The sequence below is a fragment of the Kribbella sp. NPDC050241 genome, assembly GCF_044459685.1.
Taxonomy (GTDB): Bacteria; Actinomycetota; Actinomycetes; order Propionibacteriales; family Kribbellaceae; genus Kribbella.
Genome location: NZ_JBITJE010000008.1, coordinates 174,780 through 188,335, shown reverse-complemented (window position 1 = coordinate 188,335; position 13,556 = coordinate 174,780). Strand labels below are relative to the sequence as shown.

13 protein-coding genes are annotated in these 13,556 nt (G+C 66.6%); 9 read left to right on the top strand and 4 right to left on the bottom strand.

Annotated features, from left to right (window positions below; genetic code table 11):
• Positions 1 to 164: 164 nt before the first annotated feature.
• Genes ACIBG5_RS31835 through ACIBG5_RS31810 form a run of 6 tightly spaced genes read left to right on the top strand, consistent with a single transcriptional unit; the run spans position 165 to position 6,791 of the window.
• Positions 165 to 1,499 carry an ABC transporter substrate-binding protein gene (locus ACIBG5_RS31835; RefSeq protein WP_396395204.1) on the top strand — a complete coding sequence of 445 codons (1,335 nt, stop codon included), beginning with the start codon at positions 165 to 167 and terminating at the stop codon, positions 1,497 to 1,499.
• Between the two features lie 2 nt (positions 1,500 to 1,501).
• Positions 1,502 to 2,458, top strand: coding sequence for a carbohydrate ABC transporter permease (locus ACIBG5_RS31830; RefSeq protein ID WP_396395203.1), 957 nt, complete (start codon positions 1,502 to 1,504; stop codon positions 2,456 to 2,458).
• Positions 2,455 to 3,288 (top strand): carbohydrate ABC transporter permease, encoded by an 834-nt coding sequence (locus ACIBG5_RS31825; RefSeq protein WP_360440937.1) that lies wholly within the window; start codon positions 2,455 to 2,457, stop codon positions 3,286 to 3,288. The genes ACIBG5_RS31830 and ACIBG5_RS31825 overlap by 4 nt, the downstream gene beginning before the upstream one ends.
• Before the next feature lie 40 nt (positions 3,289 to 3,328).
• On the top strand, positions 3,329 to 4,693 hold the full coding sequence (locus ACIBG5_RS31820; RefSeq protein WP_396395202.1) for a hypothetical protein: 1,365 nt from the start codon (positions 3,329 to 3,331) through the stop codon (positions 4,691 to 4,693).
• The gene (locus tag ACIBG5_RS31815) at positions 4,690 to 5,823 is read left to right on the top strand and encodes an SIS domain-containing protein (RefSeq protein WP_396395201.1); all 1,134 of its coding nucleotides are present in this window, start codon (positions 4,690 to 4,692) and stop codon (positions 5,821 to 5,823) included. The genes ACIBG5_RS31820 and ACIBG5_RS31815 overlap by 4 nt, the downstream gene beginning before the upstream one ends.
• Positions 5,820 to 6,791, top strand: a complete 972-nt coding sequence (locus ACIBG5_RS31810; protein ID WP_396395200.1) for an N-acetylglucosamine kinase — start codon at positions 5,820 to 5,822, stop codon at positions 6,789 to 6,791. The genes ACIBG5_RS31815 and ACIBG5_RS31810 overlap by 4 nt, the downstream gene beginning before the upstream one ends.
• Positions 6,792 to 7,076: 285 nt before the next feature.
• Here the strand turns inward: ACIBG5_RS31810 and ACIBG5_RS31805 are convergent, their stop codons facing one another.
• Positions 7,077 to 7,634, bottom strand: coding sequence for a TetR/AcrR family transcriptional regulator (locus tag ACIBG5_RS31805; RefSeq protein WP_396395199.1), 558 nt, complete (start codon positions 7,632 to 7,634; stop codon positions 7,077 to 7,079).
• Positions 7,635 to 7,724: 90 nt separating this feature from the next.
• Between ACIBG5_RS31805 and ACIBG5_RS31800 the strand changes: the two genes are divergently transcribed.
• A complete protein-coding gene (locus ACIBG5_RS31800; protein WP_360440922.1) occupies positions 7,725 to 8,099 on the top strand; it encodes a nuclear transport factor 2 family protein in 375 nt (124 codons plus the stop codon).
• A gap of 71 nt (positions 8,100 to 8,170) precedes the next feature.
• Here the strand turns inward: ACIBG5_RS31800 and ACIBG5_RS31795 are convergent, their stop codons facing one another.
• Entirely contained in the window at positions 8,171 to 8,509 is a 339-nt protein-coding gene (locus tag ACIBG5_RS31795) for a hypothetical protein (protein WP_396395198.1), read from the bottom strand.
• A 158-nt stretch (positions 8,510 to 8,667) separates the two neighbouring features.
• Between ACIBG5_RS31795 and ACIBG5_RS31790 the strand changes: the two genes are divergently transcribed.
• Positions 8,668 to 9,138, top strand: coding sequence for a DUF1348 family protein (locus ACIBG5_RS31790; protein WP_396395197.1), 471 nt, complete (start codon positions 8,668 to 8,670; stop codon positions 9,136 to 9,138).
• Between the two features lie 6 nt (positions 9,139 to 9,144).
• Here ACIBG5_RS31790 and ACIBG5_RS31785 read toward each other — a convergent pair whose 3' ends face one another.
• Entirely contained in the window at positions 9,145 to 9,912 is a 768-nt protein-coding gene (locus ACIBG5_RS31785; RefSeq protein WP_396395196.1) for a class I SAM-dependent methyltransferase, read from the bottom strand.
• A 95-nt stretch (positions 9,913 to 10,007) separates the two neighbouring features.
• Here ACIBG5_RS31785 and ACIBG5_RS31780 point away from each other — a divergent pair, with 95 nt between their 5' ends.
• Positions 10,008 to 10,925, top strand: coding sequence for a LysR family transcriptional regulator (locus tag ACIBG5_RS31780; protein WP_396395195.1), 918 nt, complete (start codon positions 10,008 to 10,010; stop codon positions 10,923 to 10,925).
• A gap of 58 nt (positions 10,926 to 10,983) precedes the next feature.
• Here the strand turns inward: ACIBG5_RS31780 and ACIBG5_RS31775 are convergent, their stop codons facing one another.
• Positions 10,984 to 13,452 (bottom strand): X2-like carbohydrate binding domain-containing protein, encoded by a 2,469-nt coding sequence (locus ACIBG5_RS31775; RefSeq protein ID WP_396395194.1) that lies wholly within the window; start codon positions 13,450 to 13,452, stop codon positions 10,984 to 10,986.
• Between the last annotated feature and the right edge of the window lie 104 nt (positions 13,453 to 13,556).

Here is a 13,556-nt window from a genome sequence, read left to right as displayed (position 1 = left end):
GCAAGTAATCGAATGCCTTGACCGGTTGTTTTCTTTTCAGCTACGTTCGCATCAAATTCGCGCGATCGGATGCGCGAGTGCGCAGTGTCTCTCACTCGTACGCCGGCCGCTTCGGCCAGGGCCGAGATCACAACGGAGAATCCATGCTGAGGAGCAGACGTCGGATGGGTACAGCGCGGTGGAGCGCAGGACTGATGGCAGGCGTCACGAGCCTCGCCCTCGTGCTTGCGGGCTGCGGCGGGTCGGGGTCGACGGACAAGCAGAGCAGTGGCGGTTCGACCCAGACCAGCGGAGTGACGATCACCGTCGCGCTCGCCTCGGACCCGCCGCCGAAGGCCGCCCTGGCCGCGTTCACCAAGGACACCGGCATCACGGTCAACTGGGTGAACATCGACTGGGACAGCCTGCAGAGCAAGATCTCGGCCGCCGCGACCGCGAAGACCTACTTCGCCGACGCCACCAACGTGGATTGGTCCCGGGTCGGTCAGCTCGGCAAGCTCAAGTGGTTCTACCCGATGGACACCTACGTCGACACCAAGGCGATGGAGGCCGACGTACCGCAACTCGCGTCGTTCACCGTCGACGGTCATGTGGTCGGCGTCCCGTACGACGCCTCCTTCATGGTGACGACCGTGAACACGGAGATGTTCCAGAAGGCGGGCGCGAATCCGGCGCCGAAGACGATGGACGAGTACACCGACGCGCTCAAGACGATCAAGGCCAAGGGTGTCGCCGAGCATCCGCTGAACATCCCGTTCGCGGCCGCCGAGGGGTTGTCGACGTACTGGTACGAGACCACCGGTGCCTTCGGTGGGACGGTGCTCGACAAGGACGGCAAGCCGCAGTTCACCAGCCCCGACTCGCCCGGCTACAAGGCGGCTCAGTGGATGGTGGACGCGCTGAAGACCGGTCTCGTCCCGCCCGGCAACATCAACGTCACCGACTCGCAGGGACAGCAGAACCTGATGGCCAAGGGGCAGGTGGCCAGCACCTTCTCCGACTACTCCGGCAACGTCGGCACGCTGTACAACATCAAGGCGTCCTCGTCGGTCGTCGGCAAGGTGAAGTACCTGCCGACCCCAGGCGCCTCGGGTCCCGCGGCGAACCTCAGCAACCCGGACGGTGTCGGCATCCCCAAGGAGGCCAAGTACCCGAACGCCGCGGCCAAGTTCATCGAGTGGTTCACGGCCACCGAGCAGCAGGCCGACTTCGCCGGCGTGAACGGTCCGGAGAAGACCTTCGCGACGTACCCGATCCCGTCGCACCTGTCCGCGGTCCAGCAGATGGTTGCCAAGGGCAATCTGGTCGGCGGTAAGGATCTCGAGCCGATGCTGAAGGGCTCCAAGCCGGTCTTCGAGGGTGGCGCACCCTCGTGGTACCCGAAGTTCTCGAACGCGGTCTACACCAACCTGCACGCCGCCGCGACCGGCTCGATGTCGGTCGAGCAGGCGATGAAGACGATCGGTGACACGGCGAACCAGTTGGCATCCGGGTCGTGACGGTGAGCTCTTCGACCACCGAACCGCTGGCGGCCGAGGGGACAGCACCGCGTCCCCCGGCCGGGCCGACCAGCGTGGCACCGGTACGCCGTTCCCGGATCGACCTGCTCCCATACCTGCTGGTCGCGCCGGTGATGATCTTCATCGCCTGCCTGGCCCTCGTGCCGGCCGTGTTCACCGTGGTGCAGTCGTTCTTCAAGGTCGACGCACTCGATCCACCCACGCGGTTCGACGGATTCGGCAACTTCACCCGGCTCTGGCACGCCCCTGCCGTCATCGGCAGCATCGGCAACACCGCGCTCTACGTCGTGATCGGCGTGACCCTGTCCACCCTGATCGGCATCGGCGCCGCTGTCGTCCTGCAGAAGCCGTTCCGTGGCCGCAGCCTGGTGATCGCCATCTTGATCCTGCCGTGGGCCATGCCCGGGGTGGTCGAGGGCATCCTCTGGACCGGGATCTTCGATCCCAACGCGGGTTTGATCAACAGCGTGCTGTCCTCACTCCATCTCAGCGACGGCAACGCCGTACTGCTCGGTCAGAACCGGTTGCTCACGATCGCCCTGATCGAACTGGTCCAGGTCTGGCAGATCGCGCCACTCTCGGTCCTGCTGATCCTGGCCGTCCTGCAACTCATCCCGGGCGAGCTGTACGAGGCAGCCCAGATCGACGGCTGTACGTCGTGGTCGGCGTTCCGGCGGATCACGCTGCCACTGGCCCGGCCGGGCATCGCGGTCACCATGGTGCAGGCGGTGATTGCCACGCTCAACGTCTTCGATCAGCCGTACGTCCTGAACGGTGCGGCGAACACCGCGGCCTCGGTCACCATGCAGACGTACTTCATCAGCTTCCAGGATCTCGACTTCGGTCAGGGGTACGCATTGTCCCTGCTCATCACCATCGTCACGCTGCTGATCTCGCTGGTCGTGGTCCGCCTGGTCTACCGGAGGGTCGAGCTGTGAAACGACGGACCGGCGCCCGCGGTCTCGGGGTCGCGGCGATTCTGATCTGGTCCCTGGTGCCGATCTACTGGGCGATCAAGACCAGCCTGCAGACCGAGGCAGACGCACGGGCCAAGCCCGCGCACTACCTGCCGACGAACGCCACTTTGGACAACTATGCGACGCTGCTGACCGGTGACAGCGACGTCCCGGCGCAGATCCGGCGGTCCGCGGTGAACATCGTCGTCGAGTGCGGCGCGGCAACCATCGTGACCGTGCTGCTCGCGACGCTTGCCGGGTACGCGTTCGCGCGGATGCGGTTCCGCGGCCGGAACGTCTTGTTCTACGCGGTTCTGGCGACGATGGCGTTCCCGGCGTACACGACGTTGATCCCGCTGTACCGGATCATGAGCACGTTCGGGCTGGTGAACACCTACACCGGCATCGTGCTGGTCTACGTCTCCGGCTTCCTGCCGCTGGCGACCTGGATCCTGCACAACTACTTCGCCAGTCTGCCGGTCGGGATCGAGGAGGCCGGGCTGGTCGACGGTGCCCGCCGGCTCCAAGTGCTGTGGCACCTGTTGCTGCCGCTGGCGCGACCGGGCATCATCTCCACCGCTCTGATCACCTTCCTGTTCGCCTGGGGGCAGTTCCTCTTCCCACTGGTGCTGTCGAGTGATCTGTCCACTCAGCCGCTGACCGTCGTCATCGCTTCTCTCCAGGGCCGGCACGTGGTGCCGTCGACGCTGCTGAACGCGGCCGGCGTACTGGCGATCATCGTCCCCGCACTACTGGCGCTGGCCTTCAACCGCTACATCGTCAACGGCCTGCTGGCCGGGAGCACCAAGTGACATCCGGCGTGATCGATCCATGTTCCTGAAGGAGAAGTCCTTGACCGAGAAGTCCTTCGTCCTGATCGGCGCGGGCAGCACCGTGTTCACCCCCGGCCTGATGACCGATCTCGCCTCGTCCCGGACGTTCGATGGCTGGACGGTCCACCTGGTCGACCTGAACGGCGAAGCCGCCGAAACCATGGCCAGAGTGGGTCGCCGGATCGCCGCCGAACGGGGCGCCGAGCTCGAGTTCGTCCCACACGTCGATCGCCGGGAAGCCTTGCCGGGCGCGCGATTCGTCACCACGACGATCGCGGTCGGAGCCGCCGCCGGCTGGCGCGCCGACATCGAGGTGCCGGCCCGCTACGGCATCGCTCAGACCGTGGGCGACAGCGTCGGGCCTGGCGGCGTACTGCGGGCGCTCCGGCACGTGCCCGAATTGGTGGCCATAGCAACCGACGTTGCAGACCTGGCGCCCGAGGCCCAGCTGATCAACTACTCGAATCCGCTGACCGCCAACGTCCGGGCAGTCACCCTCCAGACCGGCGTCAAGGCCGTCGGCCTGTGCCACGGGACCATGCACACGCTGTCCAAGCTGGCCGCCGATCTCGACATCCCGCGTGACGAGGTGAACGCCGTTTTCGCGGGGCTCAACCATCTGTGCTGGCTGCTCGACGTACGCAGGGGCACCGAGGATCTGTACCCGCTGCTGCGCCGGCGTGTGGCGGAGCGCGCCGGCGGCGTGGACGCGCCCTCCACTCGGGAGGAAGGTGTCCATCTGCCGGTCTCGGCGGATCTGCTGCGGACGTTCGGGCTCTATCCGGCACCAGGTGATCGGCACGTCTCCGAGTTCTTCGGTTGGTACCTGCGGGCCGAGGACGGTCGCCCGGCCGACGAGACTCGGCTGCCTTGGGGATTGCAGGGTGGCCGGGACGCGACGATGGAGTACATCGGCGAGAAGGACGACCTCTGGGAACTCTTGCATGCCCAAGCCGACGGGAAGGCGCCCTTGCCGCGGACCGACAACCAGGAGGCCGAGCGGCTGGTGGCGATCGCCGAGGCCATTGTCAGCGGCAACGAACACGTCGAGCTGGCGGTGAACCTTCCGAACGAGGGCAAGATCCCCAACCTGCCGCCGACCGCCGTCGTCGAGGTGCCGGCCGTGGTCGGCGCCGCGGGGATCACCGGGCTTGGCGTCGGAGCATTGCCGGAAGGGATCGCCGCCGTACTCACCGCACGGGCTCAGCAGCAGGAGATCACCGTTCGTGCCGCCCTGACCGGCGACCGAGCGCTCGCGCTGCAGGCGCTGGCACTCGATCCGCTCGTCGGCCGGCTCGACGTCGCGACCGGAATCCTGGACGACGCGATCAAGGCACATGGGCCGCTGCTGGATCGATTCGCGGAGACGGAGCCGGCCAGATGACCGGGGCACCGATCACCGCGGACGGGCTGGCCTCCCTCACCACCTATCGCGAAGTCGTTCAGCAGCCAGCGGTTTGGCGCGAGGCCGCCGAGACTCTGGCCGCCAGGTCGGACGAGGTCGCCGCGTTTCTCGAGCCACTGTTTGCGCTGCCCGACCTGCGCATCGTGCTGACTGGCGCTGGGACGTCGGCGTTCGCCGGGGAGGTGCTGGCCCCCGCGCTGGCGCGAACCCTTCGACGCCGGGTCGATGCGGTGGCGACGACCGATATCGTCTCGAATCCGCGGGAGATGTTCGCCGAGGACGTGCCCACGCTCCTGGTCTCGTTCGCTCGCTCCGGCGACAGCCCGGAGAGTGTCGCGGCCACCCAGTTGGCCACGACGTGCCTGACATCTGTGCATCAGCTGGTCATCACCTGCAACCCTCAGGGCCAGCTGGCCCGCGAGCACAGCGGCTCCAAGTCCTCGCTGGTCCTGTTGATGCCATCGGCAACCAACGATCGCGGCTTCGCGATGACATCGAGTTTCACTTCGATGCTGTTGACCGCCTGGCTCGCGTTGGCGCCGGACCAGGATCCGCGGCTCGCCGAGCGGCTGGCCGCAGCGGCCGAGCAGGTTCTCGGCCGCCCGGACGAGCTGGCTCGGTTGACCGGTCGCCCCTACGACCGGGTCGTCTACCTCGGCAGCGGTTCGCTGGGCGGATTGGCCAGGGAATCGGCGTTGAAGCTGCTCGAACTCACCGCGGGCAAGGTGATCAGCTACTACGACACACCACTCGGGTTCCGGCACGGGCCGAAGGCAGTCCTCAAGGACGGGACCCTTGCTGTCGTCTACCTGTCCAACGATGCCTACACCCAGCAGTACGACCACGACATCGTCGAGGAACTCCGTGCGGCCATCGGAGCCGAGAACGTGCTGGCCGTCAGCGCGCAGGCCGATGATGCAGAGTGTTGGCAGATCGACGGGGTGGCCGACGTGGACGACGCGGTACTGGCGCTGCCGTTCGTGGTCATCGCTCAATTGCTCGCGTTGCGATTCTCCGTGGCGCTCGGTCGAACGCCGGACAATCCGTTCCCCGACGGCGAGGTCAATCGCGTCGTTCAGGGCGTGACCATCCACCCACTGCAGCCGTGACGATCTTCCTGGGCGTCGACGGCGGTGGTTCGGGTACGGCGCTGTGCCTGGTGACCGGTGATGGCGAAGTCCTGGCCACCGCCGACGCGCCGAGTTGCTACTACCTCGACTCGGCCGAAGGCGAAGACGTCTCGCTGGTGGAGCGCGTACTGACCGAGGCGGTTGCCGGAATCTGCGCGAGTGCCGGGATCCAGCCGGCCGCAATCACGTCGGCGTTCTTCGGACTGCCGGCGTACGGCGAGGTGAGCGGCGACGTACCGCTGCTGGACGCGGCCCCGCGGACCGCTCTCGGACATGATCGCTACAGCTGTGGCAACGACATGGTCTGCGCCTGGGCCGGTTCGCTCGGGCTTGCCGACGGCATCAACGTGATCAGTGGTACCGGGTCGATGACCTACGGCCGGTACGGCGACAGCGGAGTCCGCGTCGGTGGTTGGGGCGAACTGTTCGGCGACGAGGGCTCGGGCTACTGGATCGGTGTCCAAGGTCTGCGCGCGTTCTCGCAGATGAGTGACGGCAGGCTGCCGCCCGGACCGCTGCTCGGCGTACTGCGGGAGGAGCTCGACCTGGCGTCCGATCTCGATCTGCTCGACATCGTGCTCAATCGCTGGCGCGGAAGCCGGCGGGCCGTGGCGGCACTGTCCCGACCGATCGTCCAGGCTGCCCGGCTGGGTGATGCGGCGGCCGGACGAATCGTTGGTGACGCAGCGGCTGAACTCGTGCGGCTGGTGGACACCACGCGCTCGCGCCTGGGCTTCGCCCCGGCGGAGACGGTCTCGGTTTCCTACTCAGGCGGCGTACTCACGGCGCCCGAGGTGCTCCAGCCGTTCACGACCGCACTGGCCGCGCGGAGCGAGACCTACGACCTGCGTACGCCGCTGTTCTCCCCCGTGGTCGGCGCGGCACTCTACGCGGCAGCCCAAGCCGGAGAGTCGTTGAACGAGCACGCGCTGAACCTGCTCAGTTGACTGCCGGTACGACGAATCCTCCCGGGCGGATCGGGTACCAGGAGGTCAGAGGTGCCTGGGCTTCTCGGGGGTCTGGTTGCTTCGAGGTCTGGGACCGTTCAGCCACGCAGCGGGCCCGGACCGTTCCAATTCACGCCGCGAACAGCCTTCAAACGCTCGAATATGTATGTTTTCGATACGATGTAGTCCACAATCGGAGCTAAGGGACGGTCGACTTCGTTTGCACGGTTGAGCCCCCCACACAGCTCCCGTTTTCCCGGGGCCGGCCGTCTCGTGAATCTCTCGTCAGCCGAGAACGACGGCGGCGAGGTCGCGCGCGGCGCGGCCAGGATGGTGACCGTCCTGGGTGGCCCCCACCACCAGGGTCCCCTCGATCAGCAGATGTAGTTGCTCTGCAGCGCTTTCTGGGCGGGCATGACCCAGGGCCTCGAGTTCCCGCACGAGGAGTGCGCGAAGGCTCCGCCGGAAGGCGTCGGTCTCCGCATGGGCCGGATGACCGGGGTCCGCGAACGAAAGGTCGGTCGCGAAGTACCGGCAGCCTCGGAAATCCGGGGTCGCGACGAGTTCGTCGAGCCGATCGAAGAGCCCGAGCAGCCGGGCTCGCGGTTCGGTGGCGCCGGCCAACGCGTCCTCGTACCAGGCAAGGTCCTCCTCGGCGGCGCGACCAAGAACCGCCGCGATCAAGCCGTCCTTGTCGCCGAAGTGTTCGTAGAGCGACCTGCGGGCGACGTTCGCCTCCTTGAGCAGCGCATCCACTCCGACCGAGGCGCCTTGTGAGTAGAAGAGTTGCTGCCCTGCCGCGAGAAGTCGTTCCCGGGGTCCTGGCGAGGTCCTGGGAGTCATCTGCCGATCCTGACCCTCTCCTTGACGATAGACCATTCAGTCTACTACGGTCAGAAGTAGACCAACTGTTCTACTTTCCAGGAGGATGAGATGACCGACACCGCTGAGACCGTTGACCGCTTCAACGCCGCGTTTCGGCAGCGCGACAAGGACGCACTCGCCACCCTCGTCCATGACGACTGCGTGATGGTCGCGGCCCAGCCCGCTCCCGACGGCGCCGCGTTTGTCGGGAAGGACGCGTGCGTGGCGTTCTGGGCCGAGCTGATGGACGACGAGTCGACCACTTTCGAAGTCCAGCACGTGTTCTCGGCCGGAGACTGGGCGGCAGTGCGGTGGCGCTACCGCTTCGGGCCCACCGACACGGAATCCGTTCTCGGCGTGAACGTGACGCGGGTGAGCGACGGCCGCGTCATCGAGCAACTCGGGTACACCAAGACGCCAGGTGGGCTCCCACTTCCGGACTGAGACCTCGACCTCGACAGCCTGCCGAGTCCACGCAGCTCGACTCGGCGGGCTCAGCCCACTTCGTGCCCCCATCAACCATCGAACCGCCACTGTGATGGTTGCTCGGTGCTCAAGGTCGAAGGCTCAAGGTCGAAAGGCGAGGCGTCGCCCGCCGGGCCGACATCGCACAGCGCACCGATCATCGGAAACTGTTCGTCGCTGGGTGGACTTTTGTTTCCGAAGATCGCGATGGTCGGGTTGGTAGCGGTCGGCGCAGGCGGGCTGCCGGCCCGCCGAGATCTGCGGGCCATCACAATGAGCGGCAACGAGGTCGCTTCAGTCGCCAGATGTCCTGGGCCGAGCCATTGTGATGTCCTGGCGATCCGCGACCAGCCGTGGCCACGCCGCGCCGTACGACGCAACTCCACCACCCGCCCCCCGACCTCGGGACTGGTACGCCGAGGCGTCGTGTGCGGCCGCGATGACCGATCCCGCAGGCCCATCTCACCCTCAGCCGCGCCCGTCAAGGGACGGTGCCGTCGGTGGGCCTTGGATACTGTCCTCGACGGGCCCCGACCGAGGAGATCAGATGAACACCCGACCACCACTGCCGCCGTTCACCGAGGAGACCGCGATCCAGAAGGTCCGGGCCGCGGAGAACGCCTGGAATCTGCGCAATCCCGAGGCCGTGTCGCTCGCCTACACGACCGATACGAGGTGGCGAAACCGGGACGTCTTCGTCAACGGACGTGACGAAGTGGTCGGGTTCCTGACGCAGAAGTGGGAGCGCGAGCTCGACTACCGCCTGATCAAGGAACTCTGGGCGTATACCGGCAACCGGATCGCGGTTCGCTTCGTGTACGAGTGCCACAACGCCGACGGGCAGTGGTTCCGCAGCCACGGCAACGAGAACTGGGAGTTCGACGAGTTCGGGCTGATGCGAATACGCCGGGCCAGCATCAACGACCAGTCCATCAACGAGTCCGACCGGCTCTTCCACTGGGACGCTCCCGGACCTCGTCCCGACGACCACCCCGGCCTGACCGAGCTGGGACTCTAGCCCCGATCATCGCCGCAGGCGCCGCCGGCGATGGGCGGTGATGATCCAGGCGCGGGAGTCGAACCAGACGCCGTCTGGGGTCTGGTGGGCGGCGAGGTCGGCGAGGAGGCGTTGGCGGGCGTGTTCGGCCTGGGTTGGGTCCAGGCCCGCAACGAGATCCTGGGTCATCCGGAGACTGCTCGCGGCTTCGTAGGCGGTCTCGGCGTCTCTGCCGTAGTACACAGGTTCGCGTACGTCGGTGACTTGAATGCCGGTGAATCCCGCGCCGGTCAGGATGCGTTGCGCGGTCCCCGGGTCGGCGAGGGAGAACGCGCCACCGGCGACGGGCTCGTTGCGTTGCTCACCGCGGAACACGGCGTACCACTCCTGGTGTTTGCTGTCCTGCCAGACCAGCTGCACGAGCCGCGAGCCCGGACGCAGTGCGCGGGCGATATTGGTGAACGCGACCTCGAGGTCGGCGAAGAACATCGTGCCGAACCGGCTAATCCCTAACGAGAAACGATCCGATGAAAAGGCGTGGTCCTGGACGTCGGCCTGCTCGAAGGAGACGTTCTGCAGGCCTTCCTGTTCGGCCAGCTCGCGAGCAGTCGCCACCATCTGGGCGGAGATGTCCACGCCGACCGCGGAGGCCGCCCGCCTGGCGGCGTCCCGGGTCGTCAGCCCAGTACCGCAGCCGATGTCGAGCACGTGATCATCGGGGCCGACGTTCGCGGCCGCCTGCAATCGCTCGTGATAGCGACGGAGCTCGGCGTCGTAGTCGAACGGTTGATCCATGCGTACGACGCTAGGCCGCCTACCTGCATGGTGAAAAGCGATAGTTCTCGATCGATTTCATCGCGAAGCCCGATCCACGCGGGTATCTTCAGGTCATGGCCGAGGTTGAGTTGCGGCATCTGGCCACCATGGCCGCCGTCGCGGATGAGGGATCGTTCGGGCGTGCGGCGGTGCGACTCGGGTACACGCAATCGACGGTGAGCCAGCACATCGCGACGCTGGAGAAGGCCGTCGGCGGTTCGGTGTTCGACCGGCCCGGCGGGCCGAAGCCGGTGCGGATCACGCCGCTCGGCACCGTCGTGTTGTCCCACGGTCGGGACCTGTTGGAGCGGACCGACGACCTGGCCGCCGCGGTCGACCGGTTCAAGGCCGGCGAAGGCCGTATCGACATCGGCACCTTCCAGAGCGTCTCGAACGTGCTCCTGCCGCACGTCATCCGCCGGTTGCGCGAGGAGCTCCCCCGCTGTGACATCCGGTTGATCGAGGACGAGTCCGATCCACCACCCGTCGGCACGGTGGACCTGATGTTCCACGACCGCCGAGTCCCCGGCGAGATCGAACATCTCAAGCTGCTCGACGATCCCTATGTCCTGGTGGCTCCACGCGGAGCGTTCCCCGACGGACCGGTCCGAGTCACCAGTCTCGACCGTGCACCGATGGTGGCGTGGCCACCCACCTGCGACCAGCGCGAGGTCGAGGCGATGTTCGCCCGCAACGACGTCCGGCCGCAGATCGTGTTCCGTGCCGTCGGCAACGAAGCCGTACTGGCGATGGTCCGGTCCGGACTGGGCTCCGCCGTACTCCCCTGGCTGGTCCTGACCGGCGCCGAGGTCGCCGACCCGGAACTCTCCATCCACGACCTGCACCCCGCGCCCTCACCCCGCGAGATCTACCTCCTCTGGCAAACCGGCCGCACCCAATCCCCCCTCACCAAACGAGCCATCGACATCACAGTCGAAGTCGCAGCCCAATGGAAGGCCCACGACCGCGGATCGGCCACCGCCGGTCGGTAGCTGGAAGGCTGCGACCAGAGTGGCGGCGCCGGGATCGCGGCGCCGCCGTTGCCTAGGGCTACTTTCCGGTGGTGTAGCGGATGACGTCGTTGCGCAGTACGTCGCCTGAGACCTTGACGATGCGCAGCGTGTGGTCACCGTTCTTCAGGCCGGTTTGGGTGAAGGCCGGGCGGGCGGTGACGCGTGCATCGTTGGCGAGGTTCACTCGGCGTACGAGCTTGCCGTCGAGGTAGACGTCGGCATCGCCCTGGTCCGGGGCGAGTGCGGTGAGCCATTCGACGCCGGTGCCGCGGAACGCGAAGTCGATCGCCGCGCCGTTCGCGGTGGCGTAGTGCACGTCGTCGTGGTGGTCGCCGCGGAACCGGAAGTCGAGCACCGTACTGCCGACGGGCTGGGCCGCGAGGTACTGCTTGCTGATCGTCACGGCCGTTCCGTCGGCGGTGTAATCGGTCCCCCTGACGAGGTCCTTGCCGCCCTTCGCGATCCCGTCCAGTTCGGCGGAGTCGCGCCCGATCTGGACACTGACATCGGCCTGCGCGGACGGGTTCTTGTCGAACGCCGCCGTGTCCGGGTTCAGCAGGCTCTCCTGCCGCACGTTCAGCTTGTCGAGCAGCATGAACTGTCCGGACTTCTTCACACCACGGATCGTGTGCGTTCCGTTCGGCAGATCCGAGATGCTGTACACGACCTGCTGCGCACCGCGCCCGTCGGCCGGATCGCGATGAGTGTCGACCGTCGCCTCGAGCGCACCGTCGATGTAGATCTCGACATCGCCCTGCGACTCGTGCGTCTCCGTCACGTAGTCCACCCCGGTGCCGACGAAGCTGTATGTGAACGCGTCGCCGTTGGCCTCGGTGTACTGCACGTCGTCCTGATAGTCACCGAGCCCGCGACCCGTACTCCGGCTCCACGAACCCGTGTAGACGATCTCCGGGTTGTCGTTGTTCACCGAGATCGTCCGCACGCCGGCATCGGTTGACGTCGCGGCCGCGCCGGCCTTCGCCGCCGACGAGTCGGTCACCGCGACCGTGAGCGGCTCGGAGACCGCCGGTACCTCGAAGTTGCCGTTGCGCTGCCAGGTTCCGTCGTACGACACCCGCAGATCGTCGTCGTTGACGCTGACCTTCGAGTTCTTCTGCGGCGTGACGGTGAACAACCGGGTCCCATGCGGCGGCACGGTCGCAGCGGTGTAGCCGGACGCGAACTGGCCCAGGTCCTTCTTCGCCCACAGGTCACGCACCTGCGCGGACCCGTCCAGTCCGAGGTCCGCCCAGTTCACCGTCATGTCGGCCTCGGTGGTCCCAAGGTTGAACAGGGCAACGGTGTACGAGCCGTCCGCGTTGAGCGAGTACCACGTCTGCCGGTTGGTCTTGGTGGACACCGGTTGGGCCGGCCGCCCGGCCTGGTTGACCGCGATCACCTCGTGGTTGGTCAGCAGTTCGAGGCCGTACGAATCGAGCTTGGTCATGTCGTTGCCGATGTAGAACGGGGCCGCAGACACTGCCCACAGCGTCGCCGCCGTACGCCGCTCGTCTTTCGTCAGCCCGTCCATCGTGCCGTTGCCCACGTCCAGGGAGTCAAGGTCGTTCCACCCACCCGGTCCGCCATGGCGCCACCAGTCGGCGAGCTTCGGGAACAGTCGCGCGATGTTCTGCCACGTCGTGAGTGCCTCACCAGGGCAGTAGCACTCGACGTCCCAGTCGATCCGCCACCCGTTCGCGTACTGCTTCCAGTAGTCCGCGTAGTTGATGTCGAGAGCCCAGGACAGCTCGAGCCAGATGCCGTGGCGGGCGAGGGCCTGCGACCAGGCCTTGACCTCGTCGCGTGCGTCCATGGACAGATCGCTGACCCCTGAGCCCGGCGTCACGCTGTCGAACTTCAGGAAGTTGACGCCCCAACTGGCGTAGAGATCGGCGATGGAGTTGATGTAGGCCTGCGCGCACGGCTTCGCGACGTCGATCCGGTAGCCGAAGCCCCAGTAGTCGCCCTTCTGCAGCGGTTGGACCGCCAGGTCTCCCGTCGTACATCCGGGGGCGCCATACACCGGAAGGTTGGCGTCCAGCATCGCCTTCGAGATGCCGGGGATGCCGTAGAGCCCGATCTTCTGGCCGTTCGCGTGGACGTGGTCGATCACTGCCTGCAGGCCGTCGGGGTACAGCGTCTTGCTCGGCACCGGCCGGCCGTAGTCGTCGATGCCGCCGTTCCAGCCCGCGTCGATGTTGATGTACTCGTACCCGTACGGCTGCAGCTTCTGGTGCATCGCATCCGACTGCGCCTCGATCTGGTCGGCGGTGATCCAGCTGCCGCCTTTCGGCGAGTACACCTGCATGCTGTAACTGCTCCAGCCCATGTAGGGCTTCCGCGCCTGCTCACCCGCCGGCGGGTACGTCGTACTGGCCGCGGTGACCGTCTGCAGCGGAGTTGCGCCGGCGGAAGACGCCGCGGTCAGGCCGACCGGGAGGAGAGCGGCGACGGCGAGCGCCACGAGTGGTCCTCGGATCGCCTTGTTTCGAAGGAATCTGGTCATGAGCGGCTGACCTCTCTGCGGGTCCCCGAAGAAGCGATCGGATAGGATATCTGAACCCTGATGCCTTTTACTTACTCTTGTCAAGTATGTGAGCGCGGGGAAAT